20 protein-coding genes and 1 pseudogene are annotated in these 21,572 nt (G+C 52.8%); 8 read left to right on the plus strand and 13 right to left on the minus strand.

The features are described 5' to 3' along the window. Positions 1-314: 314 nt before the first annotated feature. The 4 genes and pseudogenes from A462_RS35055 to A462_RS20815 all read left to right on the plus strand — a co-directional run. Positions 315-479 (plus strand): annotated as a pseudogene (locus A462_RS35055) (hypothetical protein); the annotation flags it as partial. A gap of 339 nt (positions 480-818) precedes the next feature. Continuing rightward, entirely contained in the window at positions 819-1,175 is a 357-nt protein-coding gene (locus A462_RS20825; RefSeq protein ID WP_008433891.1) for a transcriptional regulator, read from the plus strand. Between the two features lie 333 nt (positions 1,176-1,508). Next, positions 1,509-2,495 (plus strand): nucleoid-associated protein, encoded by a 987-nt coding sequence (locus A462_RS20820; RefSeq protein WP_008433896.1) that lies wholly within the window; start codon positions 1,509-1,511, stop codon positions 2,493-2,495. Beyond that, positions 2,492-3,946: a hypothetical protein gene (locus A462_RS20815; RefSeq protein ID WP_008433898.1), complete on the plus strand. Its 1,455-nt coding sequence runs from the start codon at positions 2,492-2,494 to the stop codon at positions 3,944-3,946. The genes A462_RS20820 and A462_RS20815 overlap by 4 nt, the downstream gene beginning before the upstream one ends. Before the next feature lie 100 nt (positions 3,947-4,046). Here A462_RS20815 and A462_RS32900 read toward each other — a convergent pair whose 3' ends face one another. Both A462_RS32900 and A462_RS20810 read right to left on the minus strand, forming a co-directional pair. Further along, positions 4,047-4,655 carry a hypothetical protein gene (locus tag A462_RS32900; RefSeq protein WP_008433900.1) on the minus strand — a complete coding sequence of 203 codons (609 nt, stop codon included), beginning with the start codon at positions 4,653-4,655 and terminating at the stop codon, positions 4,047-4,049. 279 nt (positions 4,656-4,934) lie between these two features. After that, complete coding sequence (locus tag A462_RS20810; protein WP_008433902.1) at positions 4,935-5,552, minus strand: TetR/AcrR family transcriptional regulator; 618 nt, start codon at positions 5,550-5,552, stop codon at positions 4,935-4,937. Between the two features lie 138 nt (positions 5,553-5,690). On the opposite strand from A462_RS20810, the gene A462_RS20805 reads away from it, so the two are divergent. Beyond that, positions 5,691-6,284, plus strand: coding sequence for a hypothetical protein (locus tag A462_RS20805; RefSeq protein WP_008433904.1), 594 nt, complete (start codon positions 5,691-5,693; stop codon positions 6,282-6,284). 510 nt (positions 6,285-6,794) lie between these two features. On the opposite strand, the gene A462_RS20800 is transcribed toward A462_RS20805, so the two are convergent. After that, positions 6,795-7,598 (minus strand): HD domain-containing protein, encoded by an 804-nt coding sequence (locus A462_RS20800; RefSeq protein ID WP_008433906.1) that lies wholly within the window; start codon positions 7,596-7,598, stop codon positions 6,795-6,797. A 542-nt stretch (positions 7,599-8,140) separates the two neighbouring features. On the opposite strand from A462_RS20800, the gene A462_RS20795 reads away from it, so the two are divergent. Then, positions 8,141-9,022 carry an NmrA family NAD(P)-binding protein gene (locus A462_RS20795; RefSeq protein WP_008433909.1) on the plus strand — a complete coding sequence of 294 codons (882 nt, stop codon included), beginning with the start codon at positions 8,141-8,143 and terminating at the stop codon, positions 9,020-9,022. 51 nt (positions 9,023-9,073) lie between these two features. Next, positions 9,074-9,535 (plus strand): MarR family winged helix-turn-helix transcriptional regulator, encoded by a 462-nt coding sequence (locus A462_RS20790; protein ID WP_008433911.1) that lies wholly within the window; start codon positions 9,074-9,076, stop codon positions 9,533-9,535. A 76-nt stretch (positions 9,536-9,611) separates the two neighbouring features. On the opposite strand, the gene A462_RS20785 is transcribed toward A462_RS20790, so the two are convergent. The 6 genes from A462_RS20785 to A462_RS20755 form a co-directional block, all read right to left on the minus strand. After that, the gene (locus A462_RS20785; RefSeq protein WP_008433912.1) at positions 9,612-10,301 is read right to left on the minus strand and encodes a haloacid dehalogenase type II; all 690 of its coding nucleotides are present in this window, start codon (positions 10,299-10,301) and stop codon (positions 9,612-9,614) included. A gap of 336 nt (positions 10,302-10,637) precedes the next feature. Next, positions 10,638-11,126 carry a copper chaperone PCu(A)C gene (locus A462_RS20780; protein WP_008433915.1) on the minus strand — a complete coding sequence of 163 codons (489 nt, stop codon included), beginning with the start codon at positions 11,124-11,126 and terminating at the stop codon, positions 10,638-10,640. After that, on the minus strand, positions 11,126-11,728 hold the full coding sequence (locus A462_RS20775; protein WP_008433916.1) for an SCO family protein: 603 nt from the start codon (positions 11,726-11,728) through the stop codon (positions 11,126-11,128). The genes A462_RS20780 and A462_RS20775 overlap by 1 nt, the downstream gene beginning before the upstream one ends. A 156-nt stretch (positions 11,729-11,884) precedes the next feature. Beyond that, on the minus strand, positions 11,885-13,186 hold the full coding sequence (locus A462_RS20770) for an MFS transporter (protein WP_008433919.1): 1,302 nt from the start codon (positions 13,184-13,186) through the stop codon (positions 11,885-11,887). A gap of 1,383 nt (positions 13,187-14,569) precedes the next feature. Further along, positions 14,570-15,280, minus strand: coding sequence for an SDR family oxidoreductase (locus A462_RS20760; protein ID WP_008433922.1), 711 nt, complete (start codon positions 15,278-15,280; stop codon positions 14,570-14,572). Between the two features lie 97 nt (positions 15,281-15,377). Next, entirely contained in the window at positions 15,378-15,917 is a 540-nt protein-coding gene (locus A462_RS20755) for a hypothetical protein (RefSeq protein WP_008433925.1), read from the minus strand. Positions 15,918-16,379: 462 nt separating this feature from the next. On the opposite strand from A462_RS20755, the gene A462_RS20750 reads away from it, so the two are divergent. After that, positions 16,380-17,417 (plus strand): GlxA family transcriptional regulator, encoded by a 1,038-nt coding sequence (locus A462_RS20750; protein ID WP_008433927.1) that lies wholly within the window; start codon positions 16,380-16,382, stop codon positions 17,415-17,417. A 440-nt stretch (positions 17,418-17,857) separates the two neighbouring features. On the opposite strand, the gene A462_RS20745 is transcribed toward A462_RS20750, so the two are convergent. From A462_RS20745 to A462_RS20730, 4 genes are all read right to left on the minus strand, one after another. Then, a complete protein-coding gene (locus tag A462_RS20745; protein WP_008433929.1) occupies positions 17,858-18,478 on the minus strand; it encodes a glutathione S-transferase family protein in 621 nt (206 codons plus the stop codon). Positions 18,479-18,788: 310 nt separating this feature from the next. Then, positions 18,789-19,400: a LysR family transcriptional regulator gene (locus A462_RS20740; protein WP_008433931.1), complete on the minus strand. Its 612-nt coding sequence runs from the start codon at positions 19,398-19,400 to the stop codon at positions 18,789-18,791. A 22-nt stretch (positions 19,401-19,422) separates the two neighbouring features. After that, positions 19,423-20,019, minus strand: a complete 597-nt coding sequence (locus A462_RS20735; RefSeq protein WP_008433932.1) for an SIS domain-containing protein — start codon at positions 20,017-20,019, stop codon at positions 19,423-19,425. Between the two features lie 78 nt (positions 20,020-20,097). Continuing rightward, a complete protein-coding gene (locus A462_RS20730) occupies positions 20,098-21,504 on the minus strand; it encodes an aldehyde dehydrogenase family protein (protein WP_008433934.1) in 1,407 nt (468 codons plus the stop codon). Between the last annotated feature and the right edge of the window lie 68 nt (positions 21,505-21,572).

Genomic DNA, 21,572 nt, shown 5'->3' on the forward strand with positions numbered 1-21,572 from the left:
GACTTGTGCCGGCTGCTGATTGTAACCAACCCATTGCTGCCGGGCGAAGGGCTGAGCCTGTTTCTATCCAGCAGTAAAACCGACCCTGAGCATCAGGGCCGTACCGTCAGTGTGCCGGCGCTAAAACGACTATCTCTGGTGCAGGCGTTGAAGACTGGTTGGCGCTCAGTCAATTGCAGGCTGGACCGGTGTTTTGCAGCATTGATCGCTGGGGGCATCTGGCCCCGACCGCGTTACATCCGTACAGCGTGTCCCGGGTGTTGCGCCGGGCGTTAACGCGCGGCGGTGTCGCCGGGTAGCGCTACAGTGGCCATTCGCTGCGCCGTGGGTTTGCCACCTGGGCCACGCGCAACCAATGGAGCCCGAAAGATTTGATGAAGTATGTCGGTTGGCGCGACGTGCACACGGCGATGCGCTATGTCGGCGCCAACGAACCTTTTGGTGACTGGCGACGCGCCGGCACGTCCGAGTCGAAATGACTCCTCGATGGACGATTTCGTAACGAGATAAGGGCCATGTAATTACACCTGTAAAGCGGCAGCATTTATTTAACAAGCGGGCGAATAATGAGGTTTGTGAATGCAAGTTTCTCAAACCTCAGCGGCGCTTGGGCGTTAAGGAGGCCACTAAAACGGTACGCGAAGGGTAAAAACAGCTGATTCGGTTGCTCAGCGCAGCTCATGAGCGTGGCCGACGCAGGTCATGGGGGAGGGGGGCGTTCTTGATTGCAGCAGCGTGGGAATTTATCGCACTGTATTGTCTAGAATTGCTGACGTAAACTCTGATTAACCCGATTAATGTCTAGGAAGGCAGACGCTATGCGATTTCGTGTTCAAACGGATCAAGTCCTCGCACTCACCGTTGGGGAGCGCCTGAAAACGCTGCGGTTAAAGAGGAACATCAGTCTCGAAACGGTGGCAGAGAACGCGGCGATTAGCCGTCAGACATTGCACCTGCTGCTTAATCAGGGGAAAGGTACCTTGATCAACCTGATTGCTGTTTTGCGGGCAATCGGCGAGCTGGAGAGACTGAGTTCACTGATGGAAGAGGTACGTCCCAGTCCCCTGCAAATCATTAAAATGGAGGGCAAAAAGCGCCGTCGTGCCACTGGTAGGCGAAGTGCGTCGAGCACAACAGCACGCGCAGGTGTCCGCCTGCCTAGTGCTGACTGGTGAGTGCAGCGGCCGACGCTACTTGGTCGCATGGGATGGGCGCGTTCGATATTTTGGTCGAAAAGAGAGCGGAGGCTTACGGAGATATGGCCAGGTTCGCCTGGTAGCCGGCGTGGCCGCGGTTTCACCCGGATCGGCAGTTCTCGCGTGGCAGCGTCGTTTTGACTTGGCGCACGGCTTAGAGAGAACTGGCGTAGCCAAATTATGGGTGTATATTTGTACAGTAAAATACGGATGTGGATTTGGATTCTACGAGCTGTGCATCCGACAAAAAAGGTGGTTAGATGATTTGTTGATGGCGTTTAGCTATCTTTCTGCCCGCATCGAGGATATCGCTTGGCCACTCTCACGACTGCCGAAGTTAATGCGCTAAAGATCGAGAATTTTATATTCCACGTGGTTCACCACGGAGCGGATGACCCGATCCTATTCGACGACACCCCCCTCGCGACTTTTGAGCAGTTTTTTATCGACCGCATCAAAGAAACGCTCAAGGGCAACAAATTTCTTTTTAAGGTGAATTCTCAGGTCAAGGAAAAGCTCGAAAGTTGGGAAAGAGGGGAGCATACCTTTGTAGACATCTCTAAAAATCTGGCTCGCCAGTTTCATCGCGTGGGCGACAAACGGATGAAAACGGGTGTCCTGATCGTCATCGGATTGAAAGTGAATGACAGAAAGCTGTATTCGCTGATCAAGTACGACTCCGAGAAAGTCGTCACTTTTACTCGCGAAGGTGCCAAGGCCATCCTCCAGGCGGTAACGAACAACTTTACCGAATCACCCAAGGCACTGCAGAAGTCGGCGCTGATAGACCTTAAAGCCGATGACGCCGAGGTCGTGATCATTGATCGCATGAGTCGCGCTGGCATCAGCGATTTCTATAAGAATTTCCTCGGGGTTGAGCGACTGCGTAATCCGAAGGAGATGACAGGCGATCTTGTTAAGGCCGTCAGGAAAACGGTAAAGGCTCACGCCGAGGAATTGCCCCGAGCTATTACGTCCAAGGTCTCAGACAAGATTGTGGAAATCGCGAAAGCCAGAAAGGAGTTTGAGGTCGAGGCATTCTTCATCGATTTTTTTGGCGTCAAAGCCAGTGAGGACATTCGTCAAACGTTTGATAAAGAGCTGGACAGCCTCAAGCTGACAGGCGAATCCTTTGCATACGACGAGGATGAACTTCCCCTGAGTGAGGACAAGAAATACATGACCTCTGAGGGGATTCGAATAATCATGCCGGCGAGGGCTAAAGGCCTGCTTGACGTTCAGCACACGGATGACGGAACCATCGTCACCATTCGAACGAGTCGCTTGCAGGAACTATGAGCAAACAAACTGGAGACGAGATCAGCGGCTTTTTTCGAAAGCTCGCGCATCTACCTGGGTCAACACTGACCGAGTCGATTCAGAGCGTCCGCATCGATAATGTGACTCATCACGCTCCGGAGCTGGTTGTCGAGCTAAAGGCGATAGCCAGTCAGGTCGAAGACCTCGGGTTGGGTGAGCTGGAATTATTCGCCGAGGTTGCAGGTCGGCTCCGGATTGCCAACGTGGCATGGGATGATATTGAAGGCGAGAGCCTGACGATCGTCCTAGAAAAGACCACCCAGGATGATCGGTGTCTTTTCTTCAGTCAGAAGGGTTTCAAAGGTTGGCTGGAAGGGCTTTCGGTCAGCGGTCAAAGCCTCAAAAATCAAAAGTGCATCGAGGTCACTGGCGATTTTTCTGAGTTTTCAACTTTTCTGTTTTCCGTGAAACCGTTTGGGCGTGAGTGGGCATTATCCGAATTCAAACAAGCCCCCGAAAAGCCTGGCAAGCTGGTGCGTGATTTCACGCAACGATTCACTCCGCAATACATCGATGCCTGGTTGCTCAATGACAAGCCCAAGGAGTCAAGCGAGTCGTTTCGAACGTGGTCGAGCGTCGCCGTTCAAAAATTGATTTATTGTCTGCCGACGGAAATCAGGTCCGAAGGGGAAGATGCCCAGGTATTCTTTCGTGGAGGGCGATCCCTACCGATTCCTATCGAAAAACACACGTGCTGGGACAAGATCAATTTTGAACTGATCCATGATGTCTGTGAGTGGGTCTATGCCACGCCTCGCGAGGCAGAAACGAAGTTTCAGCTGCTAAATAACCATGTCGGCATCAACTGGAGCGCTGCGGAAACCTGGCCGTCCGGGACCAATGATGTTTTGCCTAATAGTTTTGCCGGCGCGAAGGAAGCTTTCGCTTTCCATCTTCAAGAACAAAGTAAAGAGGCCGTCAAGAGCCTGGGAGATCTCCGAAAAGGCTTGCAAGAAGAGGTCAACAAAACCCAAACCGCAACCCGGGACTTGGTTTCGGCGCTTTGGCGAGATTTTGCCGTAGCAGGCGTCGTAGCTGCGCTTAAAGCCCCCGTATTACCCAACGCCATTCCAGACGCTTCTATGAAGGTTCTCCAGCTTGGTGTCGCTGTGTTGTTGTTCCTGAGTATCTTGGTCAGCACTGTCTCCAGCTTGAGGTTCAACAACCTGGCAGATAACAGCCGACGGGACTGGCGGAAAAAGCTGTATAGCTTCATGTCGGATACGGACTGGAAACGACTGGTGGAGAATCCCATCGGTTCGGGACGAGCCGTCTATTGGGTTTCTTGGTCATTCTGTCTTGTACTGTACTTGGTGATGATCAGGTATTTCTTGTCGCTTGCCGTCCCTGACTTCATCCTCATTTATGTCGATGCTCCCTTAAATCATCTGCTGGACTGTCTTTGCGCCGTCCTGTCAATCCGCTGTTAGTCACTGGCGTTAGTCTTGCCGAAGATCTGCGCGGACGATACTTTGATTAACGCTTATCTCAGCAAGTGGCCACCAGCCCAGAAGTCGATTATAGCTGCGCTTATTTTTTTTCTATAATAATCAGTGTGGTGTGTTTTTTCTGCTCATTGACCAAAGCTTCACCTCTTTGAATTCTGATAAAACTGCGCAGTGTTTGGAACGCAAAAAAACCAAACACAGGGAAAGTGGCTATTGCCAACCACATGAAGTGTGAGCCGAGATTATAGTAGCTAGGGAGAATGAGTGGTGATATGGATAAATAAGCGAATATAAAATAGGCGCTAAAATGCGCAGTCTGTCGCCACCTTCTGGAAAATTTACTTTTTACCTTAGGTCTGTAGACCACTCGATTCAGTTTCGCATTGAACTCAACATAATTCCTTGCTAGAGCGTAATCTTTCAACGACTTGTCTGGGTTTTCCAGAGAGATAAGATAAGCAATGTCAGTCACGTTTATGGATGTTGTACCCGCCAATGCATAATAGCCTCGCTGAACGGCAAGATGGTGAAGGCCGTCAGGGTGTTCCATGTCTTTAAGAAAATCCTTAGCAAAGCGGTAGTCGTCCCTTAATTTGTGTTTGCTGCTGGAGGAGTGTTCGTAGATGATCTTTGCAACACCTGCTATTACACCCACAGGACTTAAAAGCTTCAGGATATTTTCTATTTCCATTACCACAATGCTCCATTTGAGATGGTTTATAAATTCAGCACTACGTTTATGGTATTAAATATTGCATCTTAACCTCGGTTCGGACCTAACCATAGGTACTGAGCCTGTGTACTTTATTCTCATCGTTTCGTTCAGCTTACCGTTGGTTAGGTAAAATTAAACCACGCCCTTGCAGGATGGTAGGCGGTCCGTATCCGAGATTTTAAATATTACCGCGACTATGAGTCAGTTTATATTGCGCTTTCGAGTTGGCTATTATGCACTAATTAATCTTCGAGATTAGATTACTCGACCACTTAAGAGTGCTTCAGCTATGTTCTTATTCAGTTGCGCGATTTTTACGTTGCCTGAGGCGTGGGCAACTACGGTTGTTCCGGTAATTAGGCTTAGAAGCTGCGGGAGGATGATGTCCGCCTTTTCAGGTTCCACGAGCTGGGATAACCGCTTCATAATGAAGTTGGCCCATTCATCGAAGTGCACACTAACTTTGGCGCGCAGAATTTGCGATGCGTCATCATTAAAGTCATTCAGGCCTCGGGCAAATGCACAGCCTCTGAAATCTTGTTCGGAAAACCAATACTCAAGGAAATCAAAAATTGCCAGCAGCTCGGCTTTTGGATCGCCGCAAACTCGCGCAGCGTACTTGTCAAGGTTCGTAAATCGCAGCCAGTGCCAAAAATCCAAATAGGCGGCAATAAGATCCGCTTTAGAAGGGAAGTAGTTATAAAAAGTTCTCTTCGACACACCACTCTCAGCAATAATTCGATCAATTCCGACAGTGTGCACACCGCGTTCATTAAAGAGGACGATTGCCGTCTTTAATATACGATCCCGGGGCTTGAGAGATGCAATGTCCTCAAAGCGAAGGTCTTTGAAACTAGAAGCAAAATTCGTCATAGAAATTCTCCAGCCTGCACCCTACCAAGGGTACACAGATCTGTCTACTTTTTTCTTGAAAAGGTAGACAGATCTGTGTACTTTTTGCTGACTGGCTTGGCCCAGTCACAAAATATTCAAGAGCGCTGGAGACACAAAATGCCCAACTTCAATGATTTCTCGTTCAAAGCACAGCCTTGGTACAACGAAGCGGAGTTCCGCCCGCTCTTCGCCAAGGCGGTGAGTCTCAATACCATCGTCATCCACTGCTTCGATCCACGTGCTTCGGAAATACCGGCCGTTGTTGCCAAGCATTTTGGCGAGGTCTACCCGGGCGAAAACGTTCTCGATGAAGCTGGAAATCGGGTAGGACATACGACGACATTATTCCCCGTGTCTGTCGCTGGTGGTCGTGCCGTCGCAGGTGTGCAGTCAATTGCGACGATGGTCCATCTCTTCGGCATCAAAAGGGTTGTGGTTGTGCACCACTCATTCTGCGGTGCGACGTCGTTCACCAATGAAGGCATCATTGACGCGTTCAAACATGAGCACGGCAGCGATATTTCCTCGGCGTTTGACCATGACAGCATCTGCATTTCGGATTTCGAGACCTCGCTCAAATACGATGTTGGAGTTGTTCGAGCAAATCCGGGGGTGCCAGCGAACGTCGAGATCTACGGCTTCTTCTACAATATCGACACGCTGGAGCTGACTGAGGTAGTGAGCGACATTCCTGACCAGGCCGAGGCTTGATTTCAGAGCGGCGACTGACAGTGGTGGTCGCCGCATTTTGCATGCCGTTGGATATGGGCTTCAGCCCCCAGGTGGCGGCACGTCGTTCGTTGAAGAGACCCCTTGACCGCCCAATAATGGCGGTGCGGCCGTTGCTGGCTCTCGTACGGAGGTCGGCAGCTTTAAACTATCTACTTAATTGGTAAGCCGTCTCCGGCGATCGATGCCCCCCGCGCGATGAGCTCCTGACATCTCGTCCCTGCTAAGCCACGCACGTGAAGGTCTGGGTAGGTGACTCGCTACAGTATTCTCCCTTAGCCGACTGCTGACGATCTCGTTCCGCTCCGTTTCATCGCATGCTCGACAAGTATCCACAGAGCTTTTCTTTGTAAGCCTCCAACGCGTTTGTATTTGGAACACTGATCCATGTCACCACAACATCAGTTGGCTTATAAGATATTTTGGAAGGGCAGAAGCCAGACTGGGAACTACTAACTAAGTAAGTCGCAGCCTGGACATTCTGTAAGCAGATTAAACGAAAGGCGGTAAATCAAGTGCGTGCGGAATTGTTTCCACCAGCCCACTTGTCACGGCCTTGAACGAAACTTCAAATCGCGTGCCGACCAGGTGTTCAAATGCTGTCGCGCTGAAGACGCTGTAGAGTTCGTCGCGGGAGTACTTGGCAAGCACATCTTTTACTGATTGTTGAGACATTCGTGACACACCGGTGCCGAAGACATCACAGATAGCGCCGCGCGTAACCAAGAATGCCTCTGCGCCATGTTCCTCAGCTGGAACGTGATAATTAAGGTGCACGGCAATGGCGTGCGCCACCGTATCGGCATGCTCGCGCGCGAAGCCCTGGCCTAACAGGAAGTCTCGTGCGTGCACGCCACCGTTGACGGCGAAGCAACAGTCACACGGCCGCGGGTCAGCTGTGGGTGTTAAGCCGAGGTCGTGAAGCATGGCCGAGGCGAAACCGAGTTCACGGTCAAATTCGATGCCATCGTGCAACGCGATCATTGATCCGAAGTAGTAGGTACGCCAGCAGTGTCGCATCAAAGTCGGCTTATACAAGTCCTGAACATAGGCGAGGGACTCTCTGACCATTTTGGTGTCAGGCGGTAAAAGGTCATCGATGGAAATGTACTTTGGATTCAGAAGGCCAAGTCGGTGGCGTTCTGCATCGAGCTTCTCTTGGCTAAAGATGTACTTCAAATTTTCGATGAGCTGAACTTGTTCGCTCTCACGGAGAATGCCTTTGGTGGATTCTCCCCATTCCACGGATCCGACTGAGACATCGAGTGCGCTTGTTGAGCTAGACACAATCTTCATTCTTGACTCCTGGACGTTTTCGTCACGGTGTTGCAACTACTACTTATTGCAATTCAGCAAAGTGCTGAAAGTAGCATTGATTTTTTACTGTCCTGCCGAAGCAAAATGGTCCGAGAACCTCGCTGGGTCTGCGCCCCGATTTTGCGACAGCTACCTGCGGGCTTTGGCGCTACCCGCATGAGACTGAGAATACGGGGGGAGGGTTGTCTCAACCATTGTCGATATCGACATAATTGGAGTCGATATCGACACTCATCGTTTGCACTGCCTAACTGACATCCATGATTTCGTGCGCTGTCGCCTGCTGCCCGCAGACCTATTCGAGCGGCCACTCAATATGCGTCTACACCTTGTAATGCAAGGCTTCGCGTCCGGTCAGCGAGAGTATCGTGTGGACGCCTAAGCGGGTCGACCCGCTGAACGGTCATGAGCATCGATTGACAATAGGAGCGTACGCTCCTATATTTAATTCCACATAGGGGCATATGCTCCTATCGTGAATTAAGGGGCATCTGCTCTAACCAATTGAGAGGATTACGAACATGAGCGCAGCGGATATTCTTGTAAGTGGTGCAACCGGGCGGACTGGCGCAGCGGCAATTGATGAGCTGCTTAAATTGGGCAAAAGCGTCCGCGCTTACGTGCGTTCGGACGACGAAAGGGCTGCGGCTTTGCGCAAGCGCGGAGTTGAAATTGCAATCGGCGATTTCACCGACATCGATGCTATTCGTGCGGCAATGGAAGGAATTCGCTCGGCCTATTTCCTTTATCCACTGGCACCTGGAATCGTCGAAGGTGCGGCCTATTTTGCCCAGGCAGCGAAGGAGGCTGGGGTAACGGCAATCGTGAACATGTCGCAGATCTCCGCGCGCCGCGATTCCAAAAGTCACCTGGCGCAAGATCACTGGATCTCGGAGCGCGTTTTCGACTGGTCAGGCGTACCGACGACGCACCTTCGCCCGACTTTTTTTGCGGACTGGCTGGCGTATCCTCACTTTGCAAAAGAAATCTGGGCTACGAAAAAAATCGAGTTCCCCTTTGAAAATGGCCGTCACGCGCCTATCGCTACTGATGACCAAGGCCGGGTGATTGCCCACATTCTGGCCAACCCAACGGGGCACGAAGGAAAGATCTACAACCTTCATGGCCCGGTCGAAATGAACCATACCGAAATAGCCGCCGCTATGAGTGAAGTGCTTGGCGCGGAAATCCAGTACGCACCGACATCAATTGAGGCGTTCGAGCATAAGATGGAGCATGAGTACAAGTTTCCACCAGCTCTCGTACAGCACTTGGTCGAGGTTGCTCAGAACTACCGTGAAGGCGTCTTCGCAGGTGTGAACGACATAGTAGAGAAGGTTACTGGAACGCCTGCTCTGTCGGTGCAGGCCTTCGTGGAAAAGTACCGCGACGTGTATGTGTGACTTGAATAGCCAAGGCACCAAAAATCAAACAGTAGTGAAGAGGAAGTAGAGATGCTGCCGGTGAAACAACCCCTAGGGATCGACCATTGCAACTGTTCCGCCATACGGAAGGCGAGCCGGCAGATCACCCGTTTCTATGATGCGCAACTCGAGCCTTCGGGGCTTCGCATTACTCAGTACCTTGCCTTGGCAGCGCTTAATGAGTTGGGAAGTGCTGCAATCAATACCCTTGCTGAGCGGCTCGACATCGAACGCACGGCGATGGGGAAAATGACCGGCCTGTTGGAGCGCGATGGATTGATCTCGATCAGTCCTTCGCCATCCGATGCCAGGAGTCGCCTGGTTGAATTAACCGAGGCGGGGCGAGACTTGTTTGAAAGAACGGCGCCGCTCTGGGAAGAGGCTCAACGGCAATTTGAGCGATTGAACGGCGCGGAACAAGTAAGCTCGTTGCGGCAGGGACTGGCTGCCGTGGTGGTCGGTGATATCGAGCGCGCCGTATCGAACGACTGAATTATTGCGCTGCCTTCCAGGGCGACCCCGGGCGCAACGATCACCGACAGATTCCTCCGGGGCCCCTTCGTGCCAGTTAGCGGATCTGTGCAGTCACACATGAAGCTACACCGTTCAACGATTCGAGCTTCGTTGCTTTCTCGTACAACCCATACTCCTCGGGCTGCCTGGATCGATTAAGCCAAAACGCGTGGAAACCGAACGCATGAGCCCCTACGGCGTCCCATGCGTTGGATGAGAAAAAGGCGATCTCTTTGGTCGACGACACATTCAATGCTGCTACCGCAATCTCATAGGCTGCCGGATCCGGTTTGTAGATTTGCACCTGCTCAATGGAAAGGCACTCATCAAGCAGACTATCCAGACCCGCAGACCGAACCGCGCTTTCCAGCATCCGGGGAGATCCATTCGAAAGGATCGCTGTTCGTACGCCTGCTTCGCGAAGGCTGTGCAACGCCGCCGGGACTTCAGCGTAGGCGTCCAGCGTCAGGTAGCTTGTTAGTAACGTCTGTTTTAGCCGCTCATTTTTCACATTGTAAAAAGCCAGGGCATAGTCGAGTGCTGCCTCGGTTAACGTCCAGAAATCTGTATGGCGCCGCATCAGGGTATGCACCCACGAATACTCCAGTTGCTTGGTGCGCCATAGGATCGATATTTCGCGAGCGTGCTGACCCAGCTCATCGGCATGTCTTGCGACCGCCGAATGTACGTCGAAAAGAGTCCCGTAGGCATCAAACACGCAGGCGGAGATTCGTGGTGTGGTCATGATTACCCCTAGACATTCTTAACTGGTTAACAGGGTTTGGAGCTCGCGCATTGACTTATCGTGCAGCCGTTTCTGTAGCGTTAGAACGCTTAATCGATGCAGTAAAACCTTGGGCTGTTGCTGAAAACTCGCTGGCGTTGCTGCTCTACTGTGCCCTAGATGCTGAAGGGGGGCGTAAAGCGCTCTCTGCGGCGTGGGCGTGAGACGGGCTTCGACTAACGCTGAGTATTCGCAGTAAGTGTCCAGTTTTTACTTTATGACAAGGTTTTGTGCCGCAGATCCTGGCAATCGTCCTAACTGCCAGGATCAAATTTCGTCGAGTGGGAGGGGGAGGGGTTACTTCATATCGTCGCTGTCAGACGCGTTCAGTGCTCGTGCATCGACGTCCAGCTTGACTGATTCCTTCTTGCCGGTAGCGTCTTCCACTATCAGTGTCAGAGGCACTTTGTCACCGTCTTTCACTTGGGCGGATAACCCTATGAACATCACGTGGTAGCCGCTTGGGTCAAAGACGACGGTTTTGCCAGCTGGTAAAGCGACCGAATCAACGGGGTCCATGTGCATCACTTCGTTTTGCATGGTCGTTCGGTGAATCTGGACCATTTTTGCTGCCGGCGATTGGACGTTAACCAGTTTACTGTCCGTACTGGACGTGACCTTTAAGAACGCGCCGGTCGATTGCTGCCCGGGCACGGTTGCCCGAATCCATGCGTCTTCAATTTTGGTCTGGGCGCTCGCTTGCCAGGCCATCCCCAACAGAGAAAAAAGTAGCGCGATTCGCCCCAGAGGTTTGATGAGCGATTTTTTGTTGGATTGAGATTTCATTAGCTGACCTTCATGACAGTGAGTAGATCTTCCGCGCATTCCTGTTCCGTGAGCGACTGACTCAACCCAAGGCACAGCGTCCCCTTGGAGTCATAGACATAGCTCATCGCGGTGTGAGAAATGGTGTAGGTCTCGCCGAGGGGGACTTTTTCATAGATAACGCCAAACTCCGCAGCTGTTGCCGCCGTGGCTTCTAGGCTTCCATACAGTGCTTCAAACGTTGGATCGAAAGTTTTTACGTAGGCGTCCAGGACGGCTGGCGTATCGCGTTCCGGATCTAACGTAATAAAGACGACCCTCAGTCGGTCGCCATCAGGACCTAAAAGTTTTTTGATTTTTGCCGCCTTGGACAGTGTGATGGGGCAGACGGCTGGGCATTGGGTAAAACCAAAAAAAATCATTGCGACCGAGCCCTTATAGCTCGACAGCGTCTTTTGATTGCCTTTCGTGTCGTTCAAGGTGAACGAACGTCCGCGAGCCTGACCTCTCAAATCCCAGCCGTTTTTAAAGGTCGAAGCGGAGCTATTGAAGCTTGCGAGAATGCCCAGGCCGAGCACACCCATGCCTGCGATTACGTTGCGGCGAGTTAAAAGCGTATTCATGTGCAGGTGCCTATTTGAAGATGAATGTGCTGCCGAATTTCAGTGTGTGTGCTCCTCCTTGAGCTAAGCATTTAACGAAAAACCTCAGAATTCGAAACCCTAACGGTTGGTGCGAAAGGAGCCACCAACCGCATGAATTGACCTATCTCGTTTTGCTCAACTCGCAGCTTGGACTGTCGATGCGACTTTCTTTTCCTGCTGTCGGATGGTCATGATGGCTACCGCGGCAATCAGGCAAAGCGCGCCGCCTGTGAAGAACGCCGGCAGGTAGCTCAGGAGTGTCACCCGTGACCAACCGGCCCCAAATGCAGCGGCGGCTGCACCGATTTGATGCCCGGCAAAAATCCACCCGAACACAAGTCCCGCGCGCTCCGCACCAAAACGGGAGGCCGCAAGACGCACGGTTGGAGGAACGGTCGCAATCCAGTCAAGGCCGTAAAACACAGCGAACAATGAAAGGCCATAGATCGAGAAGTCAGTGAAAGGCAGCACGATCAGCGACAAACCACGAAGGCTGTAGTACCAAAACAGCAAGTGGCGGTTGTCGAAGCGATCGGACAGCCAGCCAGACGCGACGGTACCGACAAGGTCGAATACGCCCATGGCGGCGAGTAAGCCAGCAGCCTTCACCTGCGAAATGCCAAAGTCACCGCACATCGGGATCAAGTGAACTTGCACCAGGCCGTTGGTTGTCGCCCCACAGATGAAGAATGTTCCGAACAGGATCCAGAACACCTTGGTTTTTGCGGCGTCGCGCAGGGCGCCGATTGAAGCGGCGATGATCGATGCACTGCTTGATGTCGGTACAGCGATCGGGTCCGTGCCGACATCCCCGTAGGGCCTCAAGCCCATGTCACTCGGACGATCGCGCATTACCAGCAGCACCGCCAATGCGGCAATCACCAACATCACGCACATCAAGCCGAGAGCCCAACGCCACCCCCATTGGTCGGTGATGCTTGCGAGAATCGGCATAAAAATAAGCTGTCCTGTTGCCGTACTGGCGGTGAGGACGCCAACGACGAGGCCTCGACGAGCACTGAACCAGCGCGAGGCGACTGTGGCGCTGAGCGTCAACGCGGTCATGCCAGCACCGATGCCGACGGCGACGCCCCACAAGACTACGAGTTGCCAAACCTTCGTCATTCCTAGCGACAGCAGCAGGCTGACCACAATGATCGTCAATGCAGTGAGGGTGACATGGCGCAAGCCATATCGGTTCATCAGTGCAGCAGCAAAAGGAGCCATCAGCCCGAAGAGCACGAAACGGATCGAGAGGGCGGAGGAGATCTCCACGGTGTTCCAGCCGAACTCCATCTGCATCGGCACGATGAAGACACCCGGAGCACCTACCGATGCAGCACTGATCAGGGCGGTTAGGAATGTGACCGCGATCATGGCCCAGCCGTAGTGAATGTTACGACGGGCGAGAACGCTCGAGAGCCATCCGGAAATCATAGGTACTCCTTTTTTGTGGCACTCATCGCCACTACGATTGCAAGAAAGTGAGGGCTGTCGAACGAAGAGTTCCACAGCTTTTTAGCGGCTCTCGCCTCGCGTACCGTGCGTTTCAAGCTCCAAGGAATCACTCGTCAATCTTCATTCGACCGAGGTATTCAACATCGCTGAACAACAGGAGAACTAGCGGCCTGCCGGCTCCTAGCCTGCGCCCGATACAGCTACGGACGGGACTGGCTGCTTCTTTTCGCAACCGGGTGATTTTGAGCGGAGTGCTTGCCGCAAAAGGCATCGCTCGCGTTACCTCGGTTTGAACTTCTACCCAGCCTAGTCACGGTCAATGGCGAGCGTTTTATTTAAATTATTGTCGTCATGTGAAGCGATGTATCACACCGAGCTAGGCTGACCCGAAAGCCTCCTCCGTGAGCGTATTTGGATCACTTCTCAACCAACCCGACAGGTCGGTCTGTATGGCTGATTCCCCTGGCGGCCGCTGCTGGGGAAGGGTACGGATACCGGATATTTGCATTCACCAGTGGGAACCAGCCGAAACCAACTCTATGTGTTTTCCATAGGTAAGAATTGACTGTTTCTGGATGATTTGTGCCAAATTTTGAGGCGGATCTGTTCTGGCCTTCTAGGCATACCGAATCGTCACTCCACACGCGGCCCACGACTCTCACTGCTGGTCACGTGCCTCTGCCAAGCACCACCGGCCGATCTCAAGAAACACATTCGTCGATGGCGGCTGCGAAGATCGAAACCCATGCGTTACTCAGGAGAAAACCCGGAGTCCAACAGTTCAACTGGCAGCGTTATAGATTCTCGAACGCTTTTGATCCCCGGTGCACAGCGGGCCTGACGCAGGATTCCAAGTTTCCGCCAGCCTTGGTACGGAATCTGGTTGAAGTCGCTCAGGACTACTAAGAGGGGGTTTTCTCGGCTGTGAATGACGTAGTGGAAAGGGTGCCGGCGCGCCCGCGCTGTCCATGCAGGCTTTCATTGAAAAATACCGAGATGTCTATGCGTAACCAGTACGCAAATGCTTAAACAATCATCAGTAGCAGAGAGTCAATATAGAGGTGCTGCCGGCTAGCCAATCGCTAGGTATCGATCAGTGCAATTGTTCCGCAATAAGGAAGGCGAGTCGGCAGATCACTCGCTTATACGATGCTCAGCTTGAGCCATCGAGTCTCCGAATCACCCAGTGCCTCATTCCTCTGATGCTCTTAGGTGACAGGGCCCTCAATGACATTTCTGAAGCATTCACTATCGGCACGTGCAACCAGCACATGGCGCGAGACTGGTTCAAAGTTTTAATGAGCTGAATTTGATCGAAAAGTGCCTGAATCGCGAGCGAGATTCAGTTCATGCGTCCCTCGACTAGAGAATTTCAGGATCGATGTACGCTGGAACCTTGGACGAAAGCGTTTGCTTCAATGCACGAGTACCTTCATCCGCCAGAACCTCACTTTCGCCCGCCTCAAGGGCGTCGTAGGCTTGGCGGACTACGTCCATCGGGTTTGCCTTCGGCACGTCGAAATCCTTCGTGAGGTCGGTATCCACGAAGCCAACATGCAAACCGACCACCTGGATGCTTCTTTCTTTAAGATGCACCCTGATGTTGTTGGTATAGCTCCATGCCGCTGCCTTCGATGCTGAATACGGTGCAAGTATTGGCACGCTTCTCCAGGTGACATCGGACAATACATTTATGATGCCGCCCGTGCCATTGCTGGGAAGGGAAGCCTGAAACGCACGAGTCGTTCGCATAAGGCCATAAAAATTCGTTTCGAAGATTCGCCGCGTTTGATCATCTGCGCCTTCGGAAAACGGCGACTCGGTGACCTCCGCAATCCCGGCATTGTTCACCAGCAGAGTCACATCGGATGCGATCCTTGCCGCCGCGATGACGGACTCTGGATCGGTGACGTCGAGCTTGACTGGAACGAGGCCGGGTTCGGCGAAGTCTTCGGGATTGCGGATCCCTGCATAGACCTTTTTAGCACCGCGAGCGAGTGCCTCGCGGGAAAATGCCAGGCCGAGCCCACGACTCGCTCCCGTCACGAACACGACTGAATTCTTGATCTTCATATTCAAAACTCCAGGGGGGAGTGAAACAGAAGGATCGAATGCCCTTGCTCGGGATGTCCAGTGCTGGCCAGCCCGAGCAGCCAGCTCTTGGTTTTCCTTAAGTACCAGGTAGGAAAGGTCGTATTGCAGCGGCGGAGATATCTGGCGGCGTCAGTCGGCGATTCGTCGTTGAGCCGCCGATGTAGCGCTCGGCGATCCTCCAACCGTTTTCGGTCTCGCGAAGTCGATCAAGCATTGGCGAATACATCCAGATCATCGGTAGATAATCGCTCTCGGTCAGTTCGCCGTCGCTCATTTTCGGAGCGTCTTCCGGTACCGCGTAGCGTACAAGAAGGTTGTGATATCGGACTGCGACGAGTCCATTTTCCTCTTCATCAACAATGTGACCCGAGCCGCAACGACTGATTCCTGGAACCAGATAAGGATAGATCTCAGTGAGAAAATGGCGGATGTTGGATTCGCCGCTTACTTCACCCTTGAAATGAATGACCTTCGCATCAGCAGTAAATGAACTGATCATTTCCTCGAGATCCCATGTCTCGAACAGCCAATTGACTCGGTTGACGAAATCAACTGCACTCGCTCGCTTATCGGGATCAATCTTGTGCGCAGCAACTACCTTCGGAAAGAAGCGCATCGTTACCTCCTAAACAAATAGTTAGCACTGACACTGCAAAGCGAATGCTCGGTTCGCTCGTTCCGTCTTACCCCGATTGGTTAAGGTTCGTTTTCGTGCGCTTGACTCCCACTCATGCCACAAGCCTCTGCAGCAACCGGCCTGTCCACTTGGCCCACAAGCGACGGTCATAGGGCGAACAGCCCTTCAGGCATCTCCTTAGAGCTATGTCCCCAGATGTTGCATAAATTGGCGAATAGCTGTTGCGACTGCCTCGGAATTTTCGAGTGGTGACAGGTGTCCAGTGCCAAACATTTCCGTTCTCCGCGCCTATCTACGAGTTCACGAATGGCAGGCTCGCCGAAGCATGCGAGGGTCAGCGAATTTCAGTCTATGCTGTTCGGACGGAGCACAAGTGACAGATCCAAGACTATTTCTGCCACAAATGTTCACTCTAAGCCCGGACGCACGGGGCCACCTCCAATGAAAAAATTGACGAAACCAGCCGCTCCGCCTGCAGACGTGAGGCAGAGGCGGATTGTCATATTGGGTTTGCCACCGGTAGACGCGCTCGACGTGATCGGCCCAGCGGAAGTATTCGCGTGGGCGAATCAACTGGACCGCGGTGGACTTGCCCCTTACTTACTCGAACTAGTTAGCTCTGCTGCTGATGTGCACCTCGAGAGCGAAACAGGTATTGCACTCAGAGGGCATAGCACACTCGAGCAAGAGCGGCGTGCGAACAAACCCATTGACACCTTGCTTGTGACAATGGGATCCAGGTCGTTCGAACAGATCGACCAGGAAGCCATAGAGTGGCTTCGAACGCGCTCGAAGACTGTGCGGCGCGTGTGCTCTATATGTGTTGGGGCGTTCGCGTTGGCTGCCGCGGGTCTTCTGGACCGCCGCAGGGCGACGACTCATTGGAGCGTGGCACGACGCTTGGCGGAGCGCTATCCCAAGGTACAGGTCGATCCGTCTCCCATTTGGGTGAAAGACGCCAATGTCTACACGTCGGCTGGCATATCGTCCGGAATCGACCTCGCGCTATCGCTGGTAAGTGAAGATCTTGGAAATGACTTCGCCATGGAGATAGCGAAGAATTTGGTTCTGTACTTGCATCGTCCGGGCGGACAGGCGCAATTTAGCTTCGCGCTTCAGTCACAGCAGGCGCACAATTCAAGTCTGAGCGAATTATGCCTCTGGATCAGTGAGCATCTGCATATGGATCTCACAGTCGAGATAATGGCAGCCAGAGTTTCAACCAGCGTCAGAACGTTGATACGAATGTTTCAGCGAGAATTGCAGACCACGCCTGCAAAATACGTCGAAAACGTCCGGCTGGAGGCGGTCTGCCGTTCGCTTGCGCTTGGCGAGAAATCGATGCACGACATCAGTCGCCGAAACGGTTACCACAGCGTCGACGTGCTTAGGAGGGTATTTACGCGCCGCTTTGGTTTGAGCCCAATGGAGTATTCCCACCATTTAGGCAAAGGCACCGAGCCGACGGAGTCCGGCTGATATCGGCCTCCAGCACCGACAAGCAATTCCCCCAAACCTACCTTCTGAGGCATGAACCGAGCAGGCTCGAGAAAATCATCGGCCAATATGCTGGGGTCTATGGCGACGTCGATCCGGACGACTTCCGACCGGTCACCCTAAACTTCCACACATTCTGCTTCCGTGAACGACAGCCTCCGTCCAAGCCTATAGTTCCCTCGGAGTCATAGGCATGATTCATCACGCGTTCTGGACTAATGCAGCTTCTTTTCCTTCTGTCTGACCGTCAATATGCCAATAGCAGCGATCAAGCAAAGTACGCAGCCTGTAAAGAACGCGGGCAGATAGCTCAGCAGTATCTCGCGCGACAATCCTGCTGCGAACCCCGCGATAGCCTGCCAAATTTAGAATTTGCACGTGGGCCGAGAGGCTGGTTGTCGGAGTGCTCCCCAAGATTGCGACTACGGATTCTCGAAAGCTCTTATTCCCCGTTGTACGGCAGGTCTAGCATCGACTGTATTGAACCACCGCGATAAGCGAGGCAGCGTTGCCCAGTTCAATTTGTCACGTACTGATGCAGCAATGGTGAACGCTGAGATATCCGCCATGGAGAAATGATCGCCAGCCATGAAGGTGTCGGTAAGAAAACTTTCCGAATAGACCAGTTGCTCGATGACAAGCCGCTCGATCTTTGCCGCTGCATCGTCAAGTCCAGTTTGGCGCAAGAAGAAAGCTGAGTGGCTAGGCGCAATGACGTCAGTCACGAAAAAGAAATACCGATCAAAAACCCGATCACGTTCCGATCCAAGTTGTGCGGGTGCTAGCCGGCCGGGAGCACTAGCGTCGGCGAATTGAATGATTGCGTTTGATTGATTGATGATCCGTGCCGGTACTGATGTGTTATCAACCAGCGTCGGGACTTTTCCAGCGGGATTGAGCGCCAGGTACGCCGGGTCGCGGTGCTCATGTGCCCGCAGATTCAATAGGCGTGCCGTGTACGGCACACCTGCTTCTTCCAAGGCGATTGCAGCCCTCAGGCTGTTGCCGGTTTGGGCGCCGTACAGCTCTATAACAGCGTTCATCAGACACTCCCTCGCGCGGGATTTGGTTAGGCACGCGCTGCCTCAGGATGCGAGGTCGGGGCGACGGCGATGCCATTCGGTACTTTGCTGAAACACGTGGCTAAAATTCAGTAGCCTGTCCTCGGAAAATTGCGCTCCTACTAGCTGAAACACAATAGGAGTCGTGCTTTCACCCACGCCACAAGACAATGTTACCGATGGTCAGCCAATCATGGCGAACGAGCGAATAAACGTGTGCAGTGCTGTGATCGATCTTGAGATCGACATTGTCCATCCGTTCCTTTTCTGATCTCGTAAGGGCTATGGGGTTTTAGGTTTTCTCGTTGAAACATTTCAATAGTTCACTTCGAAGCCAGACCTCGGCCGGATCAGACTCATCTACACGGCGCCAAACAAGACAGATAGCAGTTTTTCCGAGTGCGGTTTTCTGTAGTTCAGGCGCCAAATTGGGCGCGTGGCCTACCCCCACTGAAATGTCGCCAGACAATAACATCTCAGACATTTGTTCGGCACTTGTATACCGTACGACTAACCCTACACTAGGCATCGCTGACGTGATTCTCTTGGTCAACGTAAAGAGCGGAGCGGGTGCAATGTCAAGATTGATACCGATGTGAAACTTAGCAGGGCTGATCATTGGCTTAACGTTGCTCATCGCACTCACTGCAGTACAGACTGAATCCAACGCAGGGGTAAGCATATGTGCCGCGCGTATTGCCTTGGCTGTGGGCTCCATCTTCCGTCCAATGTACTCAAACAAGGGGTCGTCAAGCAGAGTTCGTAAGCGCTTCAGCGCTGCATTGACAGCCGGTTGTTTTAGCGACAGCTTTTCTGCAGTACCAGCCATACTTCGCTCGTGAAAGAGCGTTTCAAAAATGACTAACAAATTAAAATCGATACCGTACAGATTGCTACGATTCATTGGTTACGGTCGCTTTAAGTTTTTATTCATTGTCCAGCCTGGCCTTATGGCCTAGGTAACCACCATGATGGCGAATACCATAATCGCGGCGCGTGATTCCTTTTTCCTCCATCAGCGTTAGCGTAATCGCGTCACTAATCGCGCTCATGACCGCGATGCTCGCGCTAGGAGTCAGGCCTAAGTAACAAGGCTCTTCGATAATTCCCATATCGAGAACCAGATCAGCGTTGTCCCTGAGCTCACTTTCTGGATGAGAGGTGATAGCGATCACTTTCCCGGAAGTAAGGTGCCGGCTGAACTTGATCAGTTCGATGACTTCTCGAGTTTTGCCACTGGTAGAAAACACAAAAACCAGGTCGTTTTCCTCGATGACGCCGAGATCACCATGAGCGGCCTCTGCGGGATGAATGTAGACGGCAGGGGTTCCCGTTGAACAAAGTGTCGCCGCGAATTTCTTAGCGATAAACCCCGCTTTGCCGATGCCAGTGATGATCAGTTTTCCCTCACAGGTTTTCATCAGTTCAATGGCTTGGTCATAACGATCGTCGATCTCAACACTGCTGATAGCCTTGGCTTCTGCAGCCAAAATCCCCTTGATTCTGTTCAGTCTTTGGTTCATGGCGAGTACCTCGCTTCTATGGACGGTTTATGCGGTGGTAGTCTCGGCCAGAAGCGTGTCTGGCCAACCATCATGCTTTCAACCGGGTACGGCCCGAGAGCGCCAGACCATCATCTTCTCGACTTGCATTTCCTTCATGGTGTGCGGGATCCCGCCTACGCCATGACCGGACAACCGTGCTCCGGCGAACGGCATCCAGTCCACTCGGAACAGGGTGTTCTCATTGATCATGACGGCAGTGGCGTCAAGGTTCTGGTAACACTGCATGGCGGTTTCCAAATCTTGGGTGAACACTGCGGCCTGAAAGGCAAATGGCAGGGCGTTAGCCAACTTAATTACATCTGCCAGATCATCGTAGGCGTACACCGCGATGACTGGCCCGAACACTTCTTTCTGCATCACATTCGAGTTGATCGGCGGATTTAACAGCACCGTGGGCGCATAGCAGTTGTGACTCAGCGAACTACCGCCTGAGATCAGACGTGCACCACCGGCTATGGCTTCATCGACCCATTGGCCAACTCGCTCAACTTCGCGCTCGGCGATCAGTGGACCGACGTCGGTATGGATGCTAGCTGGATCACCGACCATCAAAGCATTACCTATATGGCCTAGACGCACCGCGACCTGTGTGGCGATGCTGCGGTGACAGAAAACACGTTGAACGCTGACACATGCCTGTCCAGCGTGCCAGAAACCACCGCGGGCGATACGTGGCAGGGCGTCGTCAAGGTCAGCGTCGGCAGCGACGATCACCGGCGCCACGCCGCCGTGCTCCAGTGCACAACGAGTGCCAGGGGCAAGGGTCGAACGCAGCATCCAACCGACGGCGGCGGACCCAATGAAGCTAAAGAAACCTACTCGCAGGTCAGAAACCAACTTGCCGGTAATAGCGTTATCAGTCGGCAGCACCATTTGAGCCCAGCCTTTTGGCAGGCCAGCTTCAGCCAAAATATCGAGCAGGGTCTGGCAACTGAGCGGAGTGTTGGCTGCGGGTTTTACGATCACTGGCGCGCTGACAGCAATGGCCGGAATCACCTGGTGCACAATCAAATTGAAGGGATGGTTGAACGCCGAGACCGCGGCGACCACGCCGATAGGTTCGTATTGGGTGAACGCCACACGATTTGCGGAAGTAGCGTTTAAGCCCATGGGGACAACATGACCGGCTTCAGTGCGAAGTACTTCGATGCAGTTGAGGATGCCGTCGATGCCGCGCTCTACTTCAGTGATGGAGTCCTTCAACGGCTTGCCGCCTTCGTTAGCGGCCTGGATCGCAATCTGTACCTTGCGCGCACTGATTAACTCGGCGGCGCGGTGCAGGATTTCTATGCGCTTTGGTTTTGACAGCCACTGGTTACGGTCGCGGAAAATACTATGCGCGACGGCCAGCGCCTGCTCGACATCTGCCAGGGTAGAGACTTCCACTTTGCCAATGACAGTGCCATCGTAAGGGGAGTGTACAGCCAGGGTTTGTTCAGACATTGGGCTCACCTATCCATTAACGCGATACGCAATGTCCCCAGCTAAAGTGAGTAGGTTTTCACCGCCCA

The organism is Pseudomonas sp. Ag1 (assembly GCF_000278565.1).
Lineage (GTDB): Bacteria > Pseudomonadota > Gammaproteobacteria > Pseudomonadales > Pseudomonadaceae > Aquipseudomonas.